The organism is Pseudomonas sp. TREG-RG-20F-10-E-6-01, assembly GCF_022662455.1.
In the GTDB taxonomy this organism is placed as follows: Bacteria; Pseudomonadota; Gammaproteobacteria; order Pseudomonadales; family Pseudomonadaceae; genus Aquipseudomonas.
Genome location: NZ_JAKNQP010000001.1, coordinates 732,528 through 746,679, shown reverse-complemented (window position 1 = coordinate 746,679; position 14,152 = coordinate 732,528). Strand labels below are relative to the sequence as shown.

Sequence of the window (14,152 nt, the reverse complement as noted above, 5' to 3'; positions counted from 1 at the left end):
GCAGTGGCGGATTCGCACAATCCTTACCAGGCTCTTAAGCCCGGACGTCTTGCTCTGCGCGGTGCGCTACAACTTTAGACATGCCCACACCTAACGCCTGAAGCACTTTCAAGAGAGTCGAGAGCTTCGGGTCGCCGCCGACGGCGATGGACCGGTAGAGATTCGCCCTATTAAGCCCTGTGTTTTTCGACAAGCTGAGCATTCCGCCACGAGCCTCCGCCACTCGACGGATAGCAACAAGGAAGGCGTCTTCACCACCCGCTTCATCGATTTCTTCAAGCGCGACAGACAGATATTCGAGGGCGAACGCTTCGTCGTCTCGAAGCATTTCAAGAACGCTGTCTTCATGAGAACGAGTACGAATGGTCATTTTTGCTGCACCTTATAAGATTTCCAGAGCGCCTTAGCCTGATCGATATCGTTCTGCTGCCTGGCTTTTGATCCACCACCCAACAGAAAAACAATTTGCCGATCGTGGATTGCGTAATACACGCGAAACCCAGGTCCGAAATCGAGTTTCATCTCAAAGACCCCACCACCCACTGGCTCGGTAGCGCCAAAGTGACCAAGGGACGCGCGGTCCACTCTGGTGGTGATTCTTGCTTTTGAGCGCGTGTCCTGCACGGTGTCCAGCCAGGCCTGGTAGATATCCACGCCATTGACTGACAGTACGTGTTTCACTTCGTACATGAGAAATGTACCTTAAAAGAGACAGGCCGATCATTGAGTTTCTATATCGGCTGCGCGCGCCATGTAGGGGCATGGTTTATTGATCGGGTAAGCCGGTCAGGAATCTTTCGCTTACACCGCGAAGGCGGCACTACTGGGCCGGGCCAAAAATATACGGGTGGCCGTAAATGTGATCAATGCAGGCAAAAAGGCTGCAAATTGCCGCTTCCTCTCTGACTGACTGCATTCCCTGAATCACTTGAGCAGCGAAATGCGACGAGTGCTGCGCTATGCTTCGCGCCGTTGCGCATGGGTAAAACCCTTGGGTCAATAAAACGTCTGTTACGAGAAGTAAAACAGCGCATGCTACGGTCAGCTTAGGCGCGTTGTTTATAAAAGACCTTGGGTCAAAGGGCAGGAGTGGTTGATGGGTCAGGCAAATAGTCAGGCGGCAGGTGCCGAGCATTCCAATGCAAAGCCGATTGGCATGCTGGTGGCGGCAGTCGGGGTGGTTTACGGCGATATCGGTACCAGCCCGCTCTATACCCTTAAAGAAGTGTTTACCGGTGGTTACGGGGTTCAGGTCAACCATGATGGTGTGCTGGGGATCCTGGCGCTGATCTTCTGGTCGCTGATCTGGGTGGTGTCGATCAAATACATGCTGTTCGTGTTGCGCGCCGACAACCAAGGCGAAGGCGGCATCATGGCGCTGACGGCGTTGGCGCGACGAGCGGCAGGGGAGCGCAAGAAGTTGCGCAGTTTCCTGGTGGTGTGTGGCTTGTGCGGCGCGGCACTGTTCTACGGCGACAGCATGATCACCCCGGCGATTTCGGTGTTGTCGGCTATTGAAGGCCTGGAGTTGGCATTCGATGGCCTCGACAAATGGGTCGTACCGATCGCACTGGTGGTGCTGGTGGCGCTGTTCCTGATCCAGAAACACGGCACCGACCGCATCGGCAAGCTGTTCGGGCCAGTGATGGTGACGTGGTTTCTGGTGCTCGGCGGCCTCGGTGTGTATGGCATCACCCTGCACCCTGAAGTGCTCAACGCATTGAATCCGATGTGGGGCGTGCGTTTCTTCGAGGCTCACCCTGGTATTGGTGTGGCAATCCTCGGTGCGGTGGTGCTGGCATTGACGGGCGCCGAGGCGTTGTACGCCGACATGGGCCACTTCGGCCGCAAACCCATCGCTCGCGCCTGGTTCATTCTGGTGCTGCCGGCGCTGGTGCTTAACTATTTCGGCCAGGGCGCCATGCTGTTGGGCGATCCGGAAGCCGCGCGTAACCCGTTCTACCTGCTGGCGCCGAGCTGGGCGCTGATCCCGCTGGTGGTGTTGTCCACCCTGGCCACGGTGATTGCCTCCCAGGCGGTGATTTCGGGTGCGTTCTCGTTGACGCGCCAGGCGATCCAGCTGGGTTATATCCCGCGCATGCACATTCAACACACCTCCAGCGCCGAACAGGGCCAGATCTACATCGGCGCGGTGAATTGGTCGCTGATGGTCGGCGTGATCCTGCTGGTGATCGGCTTCGAGTCCTCCAATGCGCTGGCGTCCGCGTACGGCGTAGCGGTGACCGGCACCATGCTGATGACCACCATCCTGGTGTCGGCGGTGATGCTGCTGTTGTGGAAATGGCCGCCGATACTCGCCGTGCCGGTCTTGGTTTGCTGCCTGTTGGTGGACGGTCTGTACTTTGCGGCCAACGTGCCGAAGATCATCCAGGGCGGCGCCTTTCCGGTGTTGGCGGGGATCGTGCTGTTTGTGCTGATGACCACCTGGAAGCGCGGCAAGCAATTGTTGGTGGACCGTCTCGACGAGGGCGGCCTGCCGTTGCCGATCTTCATCAGCAGTATTCGCGTGCAGCCGCCTCATCGCGTGCAGGGCACGGCGGTGTTCCTCACCGCGCGCCCAGACGCCGTGCCCCACGCGCTGTTGCACAACCTGCTGCACAACCAGGTGCTGCATGAGCAGGTGGTGATGCTGACGGTGGTCTACGAGGACATCCCGCGTGTGCCGGCCTCGCGGCGCTTTGAGGTGGACGCCTATGGGGAAGGGTTCTTCCGGGTGATCCTGCACTTCGGGTTTACCGATGAGCCGGACGTGCCCGAGGCACTCAAGCTGTGCCATCTGGACGACCTGGATTTCAGCCCGATGCGCACCACCTACTTCCTCAGCCGCGAAACGGTGATTGCCTCGCGCATCAAGGGCATGGCCCGTTGGCGTGAAAGCCTGTTTGCCTTCATGTTGAAAAATGCCAACGGCAACCTGCGCTTCTTCAAACTCCCGGTCAACCGGGTGATCGAGCTGGGCACCCAGGTCGAAATGTAAGCCGCTGCTGCACGGGAGCCGGCAATCGGCTCCCGTTTTCCATCTGAACCCTATGCAAGCCACCGTTGTCGACTAGGCTCTAAGCACTGTTTGAATAGTGCCCACAGAACCCAGAAGAGGTGCGCCATGAGTCAGCTGCTCGAACCCTACACCCTCCGTCAATTGACCCTGCTCAACCGGATTGCCGTCTCGCCGATGTGCCAGTACTCATCCGACGATGGCCTGGCCAATGACTGGCACCTGGTGCACCTTGGCAGCCGCGCCGTGGGCGGCGCCGGGCTGATTTTCACCGAAGCCACCGCCGTGACCGCCGATGGCCGCATCACTGCCCAGGACCTGGGCCTGTGGAACGACGCACAAATCGAACCGTTGCAACGCATCACGCGTTTCATTGCTGCCCAAGGCGCAGTGGCGGGCATTCAACTGGCGCACGCTGGGCGCAAGGCCAGCACACACCGGCCGTGGATCGGCAAGCACGGCAGCGTCAAGCCGGAAGAGGGCGGTTGGGTGCCGGTTGGGCCTTCGCCGATTGCCTTTGATCCCAACCACACCCAGCCCAAGCCATTGGATGATGCGCAAATCCAGCAAGTGATCGCCGACTTTGTCGCCGCTGCAAAACGCGCGCTTACGGCTGGCTTTGAAGTGGTGGAAATCCATGCGGCCCACGGTTACCTGCTGCACCAATTCCTGTCGCCCATCAGCAATCAGCGCCAGGACCACTACGGTGGCTCGTTTGAAAACCGCATACGCCTGGTGCTGGAAGTGACCCAGGCCGTGCGTGAGGTCTGGCCTCAGGAGCTGCCGCTGTTTGTGCGCGTGTCGGCCACCGACTGGGTGGAAGACGGCTGGAACCCGGATGAAACCGTGGAGCTGGCGCGCCGCCTCAAAGACTTGGGCGTAGACCTGATCGACGTGTCGTCCGGTGGCACCGCCGCCAACGCCGAGATCCCCACCGGCCCCGGCTACCAGACGCGCTTTGCCGAGCGTGTGCGCAAAGAGTCGGGTATCGCCACCGGCACGGTCGGCATGATCACCGAGCCGGCCCAGGCCGAGCACATTCTGCGCACGTGCCAGGCCGATATCATCTTCCTGGCCCGTGAGCTGTTGCGTGACCCGTACTGGCCGTTGCATGCCGACGATGACTTGGGCGGCCGCCAGGCCACCTGGCCGGCGCAGTACCAACGGGCGACCCATCGTGATCAGCCGATTCATGAGTCTGATCTGCGGGACTGACCAGCGCCTGATTCACCGAAACCCACCCTGACCCGGTGGGTTTTTTCTTGCGCGCGTTTCTGAGGACTTCCAGCGCTGGCGGTTGCCGCGTGCGAAAGGGCTGTAGGTCTTTGTTACCTAAGCGAATTATTTAAGTTAATACTCTAAAAAAATCCCACACGTGCCGAGATTGTTTCTACGCTTAAGGTAAGTCTGATTTCTGGCCCAGGGAGTCAGTCGGTGTGTCCGCGAAGGCATTGCGCCTCAGGGAGGGTGGGTGATGGGCGACAGGAGTCTTAGATCGATATCAGGAGAAACAGTCCATGGCCAAGTCCTATGGTGTTGCGGGTGTGGTGGCGTCTTTTCTAACCCGCAGGATGTTCTTGCGTGGCCGCAGGTTGAGTTCGGATGAGGCCGAATTGCTGGCGCAATATCGCGCCCTGACCGAAAACGATCAGGTCGCGATGCGGTATCTGATAGGGGCGATGAAGAGTGTGTCGCGGTTTTAGACAACGCGTTGACCGTGTGGGCGCTGGCTAGCCAGCCCCCACTTTGTGGGTCAGGTGTACTTGCGCTTGTCCGGTGCAGGCGGGAAGTACTGGTACAGCCAGGTTTCACTCAAGGTGCGGTCCTGGGTGCGGATAAACAGCCGCAATTCCACCGGCTCCACGCTGTCGCTGGTCGGGTACCAATCGAACAGAATGCGGTAGCCCTTGATGTTGTCGAGCACCAGCACGCCGAAGTCTTTCACTTCACCGTGAGAGCAAGTCACCACAGGCTCGATGCCGGTGCCGGCCGGCAGACGGTCCAGGCCGCCGCCCTTGAAGTCCACGGCAAAGCGGCGCGCCCACACTTCGGGATAGTGCTCGCCCGGTGCCCAACCTTCGGTAAAGCCGCCCATGCCTGAACGGGTGGCATCGACTTGCGCCAGCGGTGTGCTCACGGGTGGCAATGCGCTCCAGTACAGCTTGTAGCCATAGTTGAGTGAGTCGCCGGCGGCCACGGGCTTTTTCGGGGTCCAGAAGGCCACGATGTTGTCCAGGGTTTCGCCGGTGGTGGGGATTTCCAACAGGTCGATCGAGCCTTCGCCCCATGCAGTCGTCGGTTCAACCCACAGGCTTGGGCGCTTGCTGTACCAGTCGACGGTGTCCTGGTAGCTGGCGAACTCATGGTCGGTCTGCACCAGGCCAAAGCCTTTCGGGTCGGTGTCGGCGAACGCGTTGAATTGCAGTGTGGCCGGGTTGTTCAGCGGGCGGCAGATCCACTCGCCATTGCCGCGCCACATCGCCAGGCGGTCGGAATCGTGGATCTGCGGGTGGATGGTGTCGCACATGCGGCGCTCAACGGTGCCGCAACTGAACATGCTGGTCATCGCCGCGATACCCAATTGTTCGATGGCGGTGCGCGCATTGATGTTCGCGTCGATGGCCATCACCACCTGAGTGGCCTGGCAATCAATGTCGAAGCGGTAGGCACCGGTAGCGCTCGGCGAGTCGAGCAGGGCATAGACCACAAAACGCGTGGCGTCCTTGGCCGGGGTTTCGAACCAGAACTGCGTAAAGTCGGGGAATTCTTCGCGTTTTTTCGCGTAGGTATCAATCGCCAGGCCGCGTGCGGAAAGGCCGTACTGGCCGGTGGAATCCACCGCACGGAAGTAGCTGGCGCCAAGGAACGACAGCACGTCATGGCGATCCAGCTCCGGCGCCTTGAACAGCTTGAAACCGGAGAAACCCAAGTCGCCGGTCAGTTGCTTGGTGTCTACCGTGGTCTTTTCATAGTTGAACAACGACGGGCGGAAATGCACCTCGCGGGCTTCACGGGTCTTGGGGTCGACGCTGTGCATGCGCACCGGCGTCTTGAAACCCATGCCGACGTGGAAGAACTGCACGTCGAGTTGGCCGTTCAATTCCTTCCACAGCGAATGGTTGCCGTCGTAGCCGATGGCATTGAAATTCTGCGGCGTCATGTTTGCCAGGGTCGGCGGCAGCACCTGCCTGGTGTCTTTATACGCGGTGCCGGCGAGCTGTTTGGCCTGGGCTTTGAGTGTTTCAAAGTCAAACGCCACGGCCTTGCCATCGGCGGCACGGTTACCGGCCCAGGCCTGCGCGGCCAGCAGGCCACTGGCCGATAAACCGGTGTAAGCCGCAATGGCCATGGACGCTTTAAGCAAATTCCTGCGGTGCATAGAGACAACCTGTCGTGAGCAAATCCCGCGCCGTTCCTGGCACGTGCTGGATCAGAAATAACGGTTCGGACATGCCTTCGGCCAAACGCAACGGACTATAAACAGACGCCGGATAGCTTAAGCGGTTCGGCGACGCAGGAAAATTGATTGATGGCGGCGTGATGGCCTTGCATGTGAAACAAGTTATGTATCAGTCAGCTTATCGCTAGCTGGCTCACCGCCATCGGGGGAAAGCGCCTCCCACATTTATTTGCATTCTGTGCACGCTACATCAAATCCCATTGATAAATGAGGCCATCCGCTCAGCTATACTCCCCTCCATTTGAATGGCCCTTCGAGGAATTACTGTGAAGAACTGGACCTTGCGCCAACGGATTTTGGCGAGCTTTGCGGTCATTATCGCGATCATGCTGTCAATGGTTGTGGTCTCTTATTCACGGTTGCTGAAGATTGAGGTCAGCGAGACGGCTGTCCGCGATGACGCGGTGCCGGGGGTTTATCTGAGCTCGATGATCCGCAGTGCCTGGGTCGACAGCTACCTGCAAACCCTGGCATTGCTCGGTCTGCGTGACGACAAGGGCCTGACCGACGCCGACAGGGCTGACTTCAAGTCATTTGAAGGGCGTGTCCGGGAGCAGATGGCCAACTACCAGCACACCATCAACGGTCGCGATGACCAGTCCGAGTTCGACAAGTTCGAAGCCCTGCACCAGGCCTATAACAAGAGCCTGGCCATCGTGCTCGACGCCCTGCAGCGCAATGACCTGGTTGCTGCACGCAAGGAATTCAACGCCAACCTGACGCCCGCCTGGACGGCAGGACGCATGAAGCTCAACGACATCATTACCGAGAACAAAGACGTCGCCGACCGTGCAACCACGGCGATTGATGACGCGGTGTCGGCTGCCAAAGTCAGCATGTTCGTGTCGCTGGCCCTGGCCATTCTCGCCGCCGGCCTGTGTGGCCTGCTGTTGATGCGCGCCATCATGGCGCCGATGCAGCGCATCGTGGCGATCCTCGGCACCATGCGTGACGGCGATTTGAGCAAGCGCCTGAACCTGGAGCGCAAGGACGAATTCGGCGCCGTCGAAACCGGTTTCAACGACATGATGACCGAGCTGACAGCCCTGGTGTCCCAGGCCCAGCGCTCGTCGGTGCAGGTCACCACCTCGGTCACCGAAATTGCCGCCACCTCCAAGCAGCAACAGGCCACCGCCACCGAAACCGCGGCAACGACCACCGAGATCGGCGCAACGTCGCGCGAGATCGCCGCCACGTCCAAGGACCTGGTGCGTACCATGACCGAAGTGTCCACCGCTGCCGACCAGGCCTCGGTCGCTGCCGGTTCTGGCCAACAGGGCCTGGCGCGCATGGAAGAAACCATGCACTCGGTGATGGGCGCCGCCGACCTGGTCAATGCCAAATTGGCGATCCTCAATGAGAAGGCCGGCAACATCAACCAAGTGGTGGTGACCATCGTCAAGGTCGCCGACCAGACCAACCTGTTGTCGCTCAACGCTGCCATCGAGGCCGAAAAGGCCGGTGAATACGGCCGCGGTTTCGCCGTGGTTGCCACCGAAGTGCGGCGCCTGGCCGACCAGACCGCCGTGGCCACCTACGACATCGAGCAGATGGTGCGCGAGATTCAGTCGGCGGTGTCGGCCGGCGTAATGGGCATGGACAAATTCTCCGAGGAAGTGCGCCGCGGCATGTTCGAAGTGCAGCAAGTGGGCGAGCAGCTGTCGCAGATCATTCATCAAGTGCAGGCGTTGGCGCCACGCGTGTTGATGGTCAACGAAGGCATGCAGGCCCAGGCCACCGGTGCCGAGCAGATCAACCACGCACTGGTGCAACTGGGCGATGCCAGCAGCCAGACCGTCGAATCCCTGCGCCAGGCCAGCTTTGCCATTGATGAATTGAGCCAGGTTGCGGTCGGTCTGCGCAGCGGCGTGTCGCGTTTCAAAGTCTGATGAGCGACCTCGCGGCTAAACGCGGCGCCGTCCCGGCAGCGAAAAAGGCGTTGTTTCTGGTGTTTCACATCGGCGGCGAACGTTATGCCCTCAAAGCCACGGAAGTGGCCGAGGTGCTGCCGCGCCTGCCGCTCAAACCCATCGCACATGCGCCGGTCTGGGTGGCGGGGATTTTTGCCCACCGTGGCGCGCTGGTGCCGGTGATCGACCTGTGTGCGCTGACCTTCGGCACGCCGGCCCAAGCCCGCACCAGTACGCGGTTGGTGCTGGTCAACTACCAGCCGCAACCGTGGGTTGAAGCGCGCTGGCTGGGGCTGATCCTGGAACAGGCCACCGACACCCTGCGCTGCGGCCTTGGGGAGTTCAAGCCGTATGGCCTGGACAATCGCGAGGCACCCTACCTGGGGCTGGTGCGTGAGGACGCCTTGGGCTTGATGCAATGGATTGGTGTCAACGAACTGCTCACCGAGCCCGTGCGTACCTCGCTGTTTTCTGCCGAGCTGAGTCTATGAGCAACGACCCGCGCTTCTTTGCCTTCTTGAAGGAACGCATCGGCCTGGACGTCGCGTCTGTGGGCGAGGCGATCATCGAGCGCGCGGTGCGCCAGCGCAGCCAGATTGTGCAGGCGCAGACGCCAGAGGCTTACTGGAGGCATCTGCAGAGCTCGCGTGATGAGCAGCAGGCGCTGATCGAAGCCGTGATCGTGCCCGAGACCTGGTTTTTCCGTTACCCCGAATCCTTTGCCACCCTGGCGCGGCTGGCCAAGGCGCGGCTGGCCGAGATCAAGCAGATGCGCGCGCTGCGTATTCTGAGCTTGCCGTGTTCCACCGGCGAAGAGCCGTATTCGATTGCCATGGCCCTGCTAGATGCGGGCCTGGCGCCGCATCAGTTCAAGGTGCTGGGCCTGGATGTCAGCCCATTGTCGGTGGAGCGCGCCAAGCGTGGCGTGTATGGCAAGAATTCGTTTCGCGGCAGCGACATCGACTTTCGCGAGCGCCATTTCACCGAGGAGGCCGACGGTTTTCGCATCGCCGACCGGGTGCGCGAACAAGTGCGCCTGCAAGTCGGCAACCTGCTCGATCCGGGCCTGCTGGCCAATGAGCCGAGCTACGACTTCGTGTTTTGCCGCAACTTGCTGATCTACTTTGACCAGCCGACCCAAAAGCAAGTCTTTGATGTGCTCAAGGGCCTGACTCATCAGGACGGCGTGCTGTTTATCGGTCCGGCCGAAGGCAGCCTGTTGGGGCGCCATGGCATGCGCTCGATTGGCATACCGCAATCTTTTGCCTTCAGTCGGCACGTCGAGCCGATCAAGCCTGAACCGGTATTCGTGCCCGTGCCTGCGCCGGTTCCGCAGCGCAGTGCCGCACCGATTCCGGTCAAGCCGCGGCCGTTCAGCACGGTCAGCGCGCAGGTGGTGCCGATCAAGGCGCCGCAGACGGATGCCGGCGACTTGCTCGGCCGTATCGCCACGCTGGCCAATGAAGGCAAGAGCGCCGAAGCCCGCGCCGCCTGTGAGCAGTATTTGAGTAACCATCCGCCGGCCGCCCAGGTGTTTTATTGGCTGGGGCTGCTCAGCGATGTGGCCGGCAGCGCCCTGGAAGCCCAGGGCTATTATCGAAAAGCCTTGTACCTGGAACCGCAGCACCCGCAGGCCTTGATGCACCTGGCGGCGTTGCTTGAGTCCCAGGGCGACAGTGCGGGGGCGCGCCGTTTGCAGGCGCGGGCCGCGCGTAGCGAGCGAGCTGACAGTGAGTCCAAACGATGAGTAGCACCGACGCGCTCAACACCGCAAGCCTGGACCTGACCCTGGCCGACACCCATGCCATTGACGACTGCTGGAACCGCATCGGCATCCATGGCGACAAGTCCTGCCCGCTGCTGGCGGAGCATATTCACTGCCGCAACTGCTCGGTGTATTCCGCCGCCGCCACCCGTTTGCTCGACCGTTACGCCTTGCAGCAGGGCGGTGAGCGCGCCTATGCCGTGGCTGAACTCGACGAAGACATCGTTACCCGTTCCTTGTTGATGTTCCGTCTTGGCGAGGAATGGCTGGGCATCGCCACCCGGTGCCTGGTCGAAGTGGCGCCGCTGCAACCGATTCATTCGCTGCCGCACCAGCGTTCCCGGGCGCTGCTTGGCGTGGCCAATGTGCGTGGCGCCTTGGTGGCATGCCTGTCGTTGGTGGAGCTGCTGGGGTTGGACGCGACCAGCAACGGTGCCAGTGGCGGGCGCATCATGCCGCGCATGTTGATCATCGCCGCGCAGGACGGCCCGGTCGTGGTGCCGGTCGATGAAGTCGACGGCATCCACGCCATCGACGAGCGTACCTTGAAGGCCGCATCGGCCTCTGGCACCCAGGCGAGTGCGCGCTTCACCCAGGGCGTGTTGCAGTGGAAAGGCCGCAGCCTGCGTTGGCTGGACGAGGCGCAATTGTTGTCCGCCGTGACCCGGAGCCTCTCATGACCCCCGAGCAGATGCGCGATGCCTCGCTGCTGGAGCTGTTCAGCCTGGAAGCCGATGCGCAAACCCAGGTGCTGAGCGCCGGCCTGCTGGCGCTTGAGCGCAACCCGACCCAGGCCGACCAGTTGGAGGCGTGCATGCGCGCCGCGCATTCGCTCAAGGGCGCGGCGCGGATTGTCGGGGTGGACGCTGGGGTCAGCGTGGCCCACGTCATGGAGGATTGCCTGGTCAGCGCCCAGGAAAGCCGCCTGTACTTGCAACCCGAACATATCGACGCGTTGCTGCAAGGCACCGACCTGCTGATGCGCATCGCCACGCCCGGCAACGACGTTGGCCCGGCGGATATCCAGGCTTATGTGGCGTTGATGGAGCGCTTGCTCGATCCGTCGCAGCCGACCGCCAAAATCGCGCCACCGCCGCCTGCGCAATCTGCACCGGCGCCGATTATCGAAGAGCCGCCGCCGGAACCCGAGCCTGCGCCGCCCGTGACCAGCGAGCCGCCACGCCAGAACAAACGCATGACCGAAGGCGGCGAACGTGTGCTGCGGGTCACCGCCGAGCGCTTGAACAGCCTGCTCGACCTGTCGAGTAAATCCCTGGTGGAAACCCAGCGGCTCAAGCCTTACCTGGCGAGCATGCAGCGCCTCAAACGCATTCAAAGCAACAGCGCCCGCGCCCTGGACACATTGGACGGCCAGCTCAAGGCCCTGGATTTGAACCTCGAAGCCCAGGAAGCGCTGGCCGACACCCGGCGTCTGTTAAGCGAAGCCCAAGCCTTGCTGGCGGAAAAAACCGCCGAGCTGGACGAGTTCGGCTGGCAGGCCGGGCAGCGTGCCCAAGTGCTTTACGACACCGCGCTGGCCTGCCGCATGCGCCCGTTTGCCGATGTACTGGCCGGTCAAGTGCGTATGGTCCGCGACCTGGGCCGCAGCCTTGGCAAGCAAGTGCGCCTGGAAATCGAAGGCGAAAAAACCCAGGTTGACCGCGACGTACTGGAAAAGCTCGAAGCACCGCTCACGCACCTCTTACGCAATGCCGTCGATCACGGTATCGAAATGCCCGAGCAGCGCATGCTGGCCGGTAAGCCGGCCGAGGGCCTGATCCGCCTGCGCGCCTCGCACCAGGCAGGTTTGCTGGTGCTGGAGTTGAGCGACGACGGCAACGGCGTCGATCTTGAGCGCCTGCGCGGCACCATCGTCGACCGGCACCTGTCGCCACTGGAAACCGCTCAGCGCCTGAGTGAAGAAGAACTGCTGACGTTCCTGTTTCTGCCGGGGTTCAGCCTGCGCGACAAGGTCACCGAAGTGTCCGGGCGCGGCGTCGGCCTGGATGCGGTGCAGCATATGGTGCGCCAACTGCGCGGCGCGGTGGTGCTGGAGCAGACGGCGGGGCGCGGCAGCCGCTTCCACCTTGAGGTGCCGCTGACCCTGTCGGTGGTGCGCAGCCTGGTGGTGGAAGTCGGCGAGGAAGCCTATGCGTTCCCGCTGGCGCACATCGAACGCATGTGCGACCTGGCCCCCGATGACATCGTGCAACTGGAAGGCCGCCAGCATTTCTGGCACGAGGGCCGCCACGTCGGCCTGGTCGCCGCCAGCCAGTTGCTGCAGCGCCCGCCGGGGCAGAGCAATGAGGAGACGCTTAAAGTCGTGGTGATTCGCGAGCGCGATGCGGTGTATGGCATCGCGGTGGAGCGCTTTATCGGCGAGCGCACGCTGGTGGTGTTGCCGCTGGATGATCGCCTCGGCAAGGTTCAGGATATTTCTGCCGGCGCCTTGCTGGACGACGGTTCGGTGGTGTTGATCGTCGACGTTGAAGACATGCTGCGTTCGGTGGACAAGCTGCTCAATACCGGCCGCCTGGAACGCATCGCCCGGCGTAGCCAGCAGGCCACCGAGGCACCGCGTAAACGCGTGCTGGTGGTGGACGACTCGCTCACCGTGCGTGAGCTGCAACGCAAATTGTTACTTAATCGCGGTTATGAAGTGGCTGTCGCGGTCGATGGCATGGATGGCTGGAACGCGTTGCGTTCCGAAGACTTCGACCTGCTCATCACTGACATTGATATGCCTCGCATGGACGGTATTGAATTGGTCACACTCTTGCGCCGTGACAGTCGCCTGCAATCGTTGCCGGTGATGGTGGTGTCGTACAAGGATCGCGAAGAAGACCGGCGTCGTGGACTGGATGCCGGCGCCGACTATTATTTAGCTAAAGCCAGTTTCCATGACGATGCCTTGCTGGACGCCGTGATGGAACTGATCGGGGGCGCACGGGCATGAGGATTGCGATCGTCAATGACATGCCCATGGCGGTGGAGGCCTTGCGTCGCGCCTTGAGTTTTGAACCCGCGCACCAGGTGGTGTGGGTGGCCAGCAACGGTCTGGAAGCCGTGCAGCACTGCGCCGAGGTGGTCCCGGACCTGATCCTGATGGACCTGATCATGCCGGTGATGGATGGCGTGGAGGCTACGCGGCGGATCATGGCCGAGACCCCGTGCCCGATCGTGATCGTCACCGTGGACCGCCAGGCCAATGTCAGCCGCGTGTTCGAAGCCATGGGCCATGGCGCCCTGGATGTGGTGGATACGCCGGCGCTGGGCGTTGGCAACGCCAAGGATGCGGCGGCGCCGTTGCTGCGCAAAATCCTCAATATTGGCTGGCTGGTCGGCCAGCGCGGCAGCCGGGTGCGCACCGAAACGGCGCCCCAGCGCGGCACCGGCAAACGTCAAAGCCTGGTGGCGATTGGTTCGTCGGCCGGCGGGCCGGCTGCCCTGGAAATCCTGCTCAAGGGTTTGCCACGGGACTTTTCGGCGGCCATCGTGCTGGTGCAGCATGTGGATCAGGTGTTCGCCGCGGGCATGGCCGAGTGGCTGAGCAGCGCGTCCGGCCTGCCGGTGCGCCTGGCGCGTGAGGGCGAGCCGCCACAAAGCGGTGTGGTCTTGCTGGCCGGCACCAACCACCACATCCGCCTGTTGAAAAACGGCACGCTGGCCTATACCGCAGAGCCGGTTAACGAGATTTACCGGCCTTCCATCGACGTGTTTTTTGAAAGCGTCGCCAGCCATTGGAACGGCGATGCCGTCGGCGTATTGCTGACCGGCATGGGTCGCGACGGCGCCCAGGGGCTCAAATTGCTGCGTGAACAAGGATATTTGACCATCGCCCAGGATCAACACAGCTCGGCGGTGTATGGCATGCCCAAAGCGGCGGCGGCCATTGATGCCGCTGTTGAAATTCGCCCACTGGACAGAATTGCGCCCCGATTGCTGGAGGTCTTTGCAAAATGATCAAACCCTCCGCGGTGCCGGCATGCAGGAAAGTAATT

Annotated in this window: 12 protein-coding genes; 9 read left to right on the top strand and 3 right to left on the bottom strand. The window is 61.6% G+C overall.

The features are described from left to right. Positions 1–34: 34 nt before the first annotated feature. Positions 35–370: an addiction module antidote protein gene (locus tag L8K08_RS03585; protein WP_145161736.1), complete on the bottom strand. Its 336-nt coding sequence runs from the start codon at positions 368–370 to the stop codon at positions 35–37. Further along, positions 367–690 (bottom strand): type II toxin-antitoxin system RelE/ParE family toxin, encoded by a 324-nt coding sequence (locus L8K08_RS03580; RefSeq protein ID WP_145161739.1) that lies wholly within the window; start codon positions 688–690, stop codon positions 367–369. The genes L8K08_RS03585 and L8K08_RS03580 overlap by 4 nt, the downstream gene beginning before the upstream one ends. Before the next feature lie 406 nt (positions 691–1,096). Here L8K08_RS03580 and L8K08_RS03575 point away from each other — a divergent pair, with 406 nt between their 5' ends. The 3 genes from L8K08_RS03575 (at position 1,097) to L8K08_RS03565 (ending at position 4,719) form a co-directional block, all read left to right on the top strand. Beyond that, positions 1,097–2,998, top strand: a complete 1,902-nt coding sequence (locus L8K08_RS03575) for a potassium transporter Kup (protein WP_145161742.1) — start codon at positions 1,097–1,099, stop codon at positions 2,996–2,998. A gap of 126 nt (positions 2,999–3,124) precedes the next feature. Then, positions 3,125–4,231 carry an NADH:flavin oxidoreductase/NADH oxidase gene (locus L8K08_RS03570; RefSeq protein ID WP_106577225.1) on the top strand — a complete coding sequence of 369 codons (1,107 nt, stop codon included), beginning with the start codon at positions 3,125–3,127 and terminating at the stop codon, positions 4,229–4,231. 302 nt (positions 4,232–4,533) lie between these two features. Beyond that, on the top strand, positions 4,534–4,719 hold the full coding sequence (locus tag L8K08_RS03565; protein ID WP_106577224.1) for a hypothetical protein: 186 nt from the start codon (positions 4,534–4,536) through the stop codon (positions 4,717–4,719). A gap of 50 nt (positions 4,720–4,769) precedes the next feature. On the opposite strand, the gene L8K08_RS03560 is transcribed toward L8K08_RS03565, so the two are convergent. Then, entirely contained in the window at positions 4,770–6,395 is a 1,626-nt protein-coding gene (locus tag L8K08_RS03560) for a glucan biosynthesis protein D (protein ID WP_242194350.1), read from the bottom strand. 347 nt (positions 6,396–6,742) lie between these two features. Between L8K08_RS03560 and L8K08_RS03555 the strand changes: the two genes are divergently transcribed. The 6 genes from L8K08_RS03555 to L8K08_RS03530 are packed head-to-tail and all read left to right on the top strand — an operon-like array spanning position 6,743 to position 14,114. Then, positions 6,743–8,365, top strand: coding sequence for a methyl-accepting chemotaxis protein (locus L8K08_RS03555; protein WP_242194347.1), 1,623 nt, complete (start codon positions 6,743–6,745; stop codon positions 8,363–8,365). Continuing rightward, complete coding sequence (locus L8K08_RS03550; RefSeq protein WP_242194344.1) at positions 8,365–8,877, top strand: chemotaxis protein CheW; 513 nt, start codon at positions 8,365–8,367, stop codon at positions 8,875–8,877. The genes L8K08_RS03555 and L8K08_RS03550 overlap by 1 nt, the downstream gene beginning before the upstream one ends. Beyond that, on the top strand, positions 8,874–10,133 hold the full coding sequence (locus tag L8K08_RS03545) for a protein-glutamate O-methyltransferase CheR (protein WP_242194342.1): 1,260 nt from the start codon (positions 8,874–8,876) through the stop codon (positions 10,131–10,133). Before L8K08_RS03550 ends, L8K08_RS03545 begins: the two co-directional genes overlap by 4 nt. Further along, positions 10,130–10,831: a chemotaxis protein CheW gene (locus tag L8K08_RS03540; protein ID WP_145161758.1), complete on the top strand. Its 702-nt coding sequence runs from the start codon at positions 10,130–10,132 to the stop codon at positions 10,829–10,831. Before L8K08_RS03545 ends, L8K08_RS03540 begins: the two co-directional genes overlap by 4 nt. After that, on the top strand, positions 10,828–13,107 hold the full coding sequence (locus tag L8K08_RS03535) for a hybrid sensor histidine kinase/response regulator (protein ID WP_242194340.1): 2,280 nt from the start codon (positions 10,828–10,830) through the stop codon (positions 13,105–13,107). The genes L8K08_RS03540 and L8K08_RS03535 overlap by 4 nt, the downstream gene beginning before the upstream one ends. Further along, positions 13,104–14,114 (top strand): chemotaxis response regulator protein-glutamate methylesterase, encoded by a 1,011-nt coding sequence (locus L8K08_RS03530; RefSeq protein WP_242194338.1) that lies wholly within the window; start codon positions 13,104–13,106, stop codon positions 14,112–14,114. The genes L8K08_RS03535 and L8K08_RS03530 overlap by 4 nt, the downstream gene beginning before the upstream one ends. Positions 14,115–14,152: the final 38 nt, after the last annotated feature.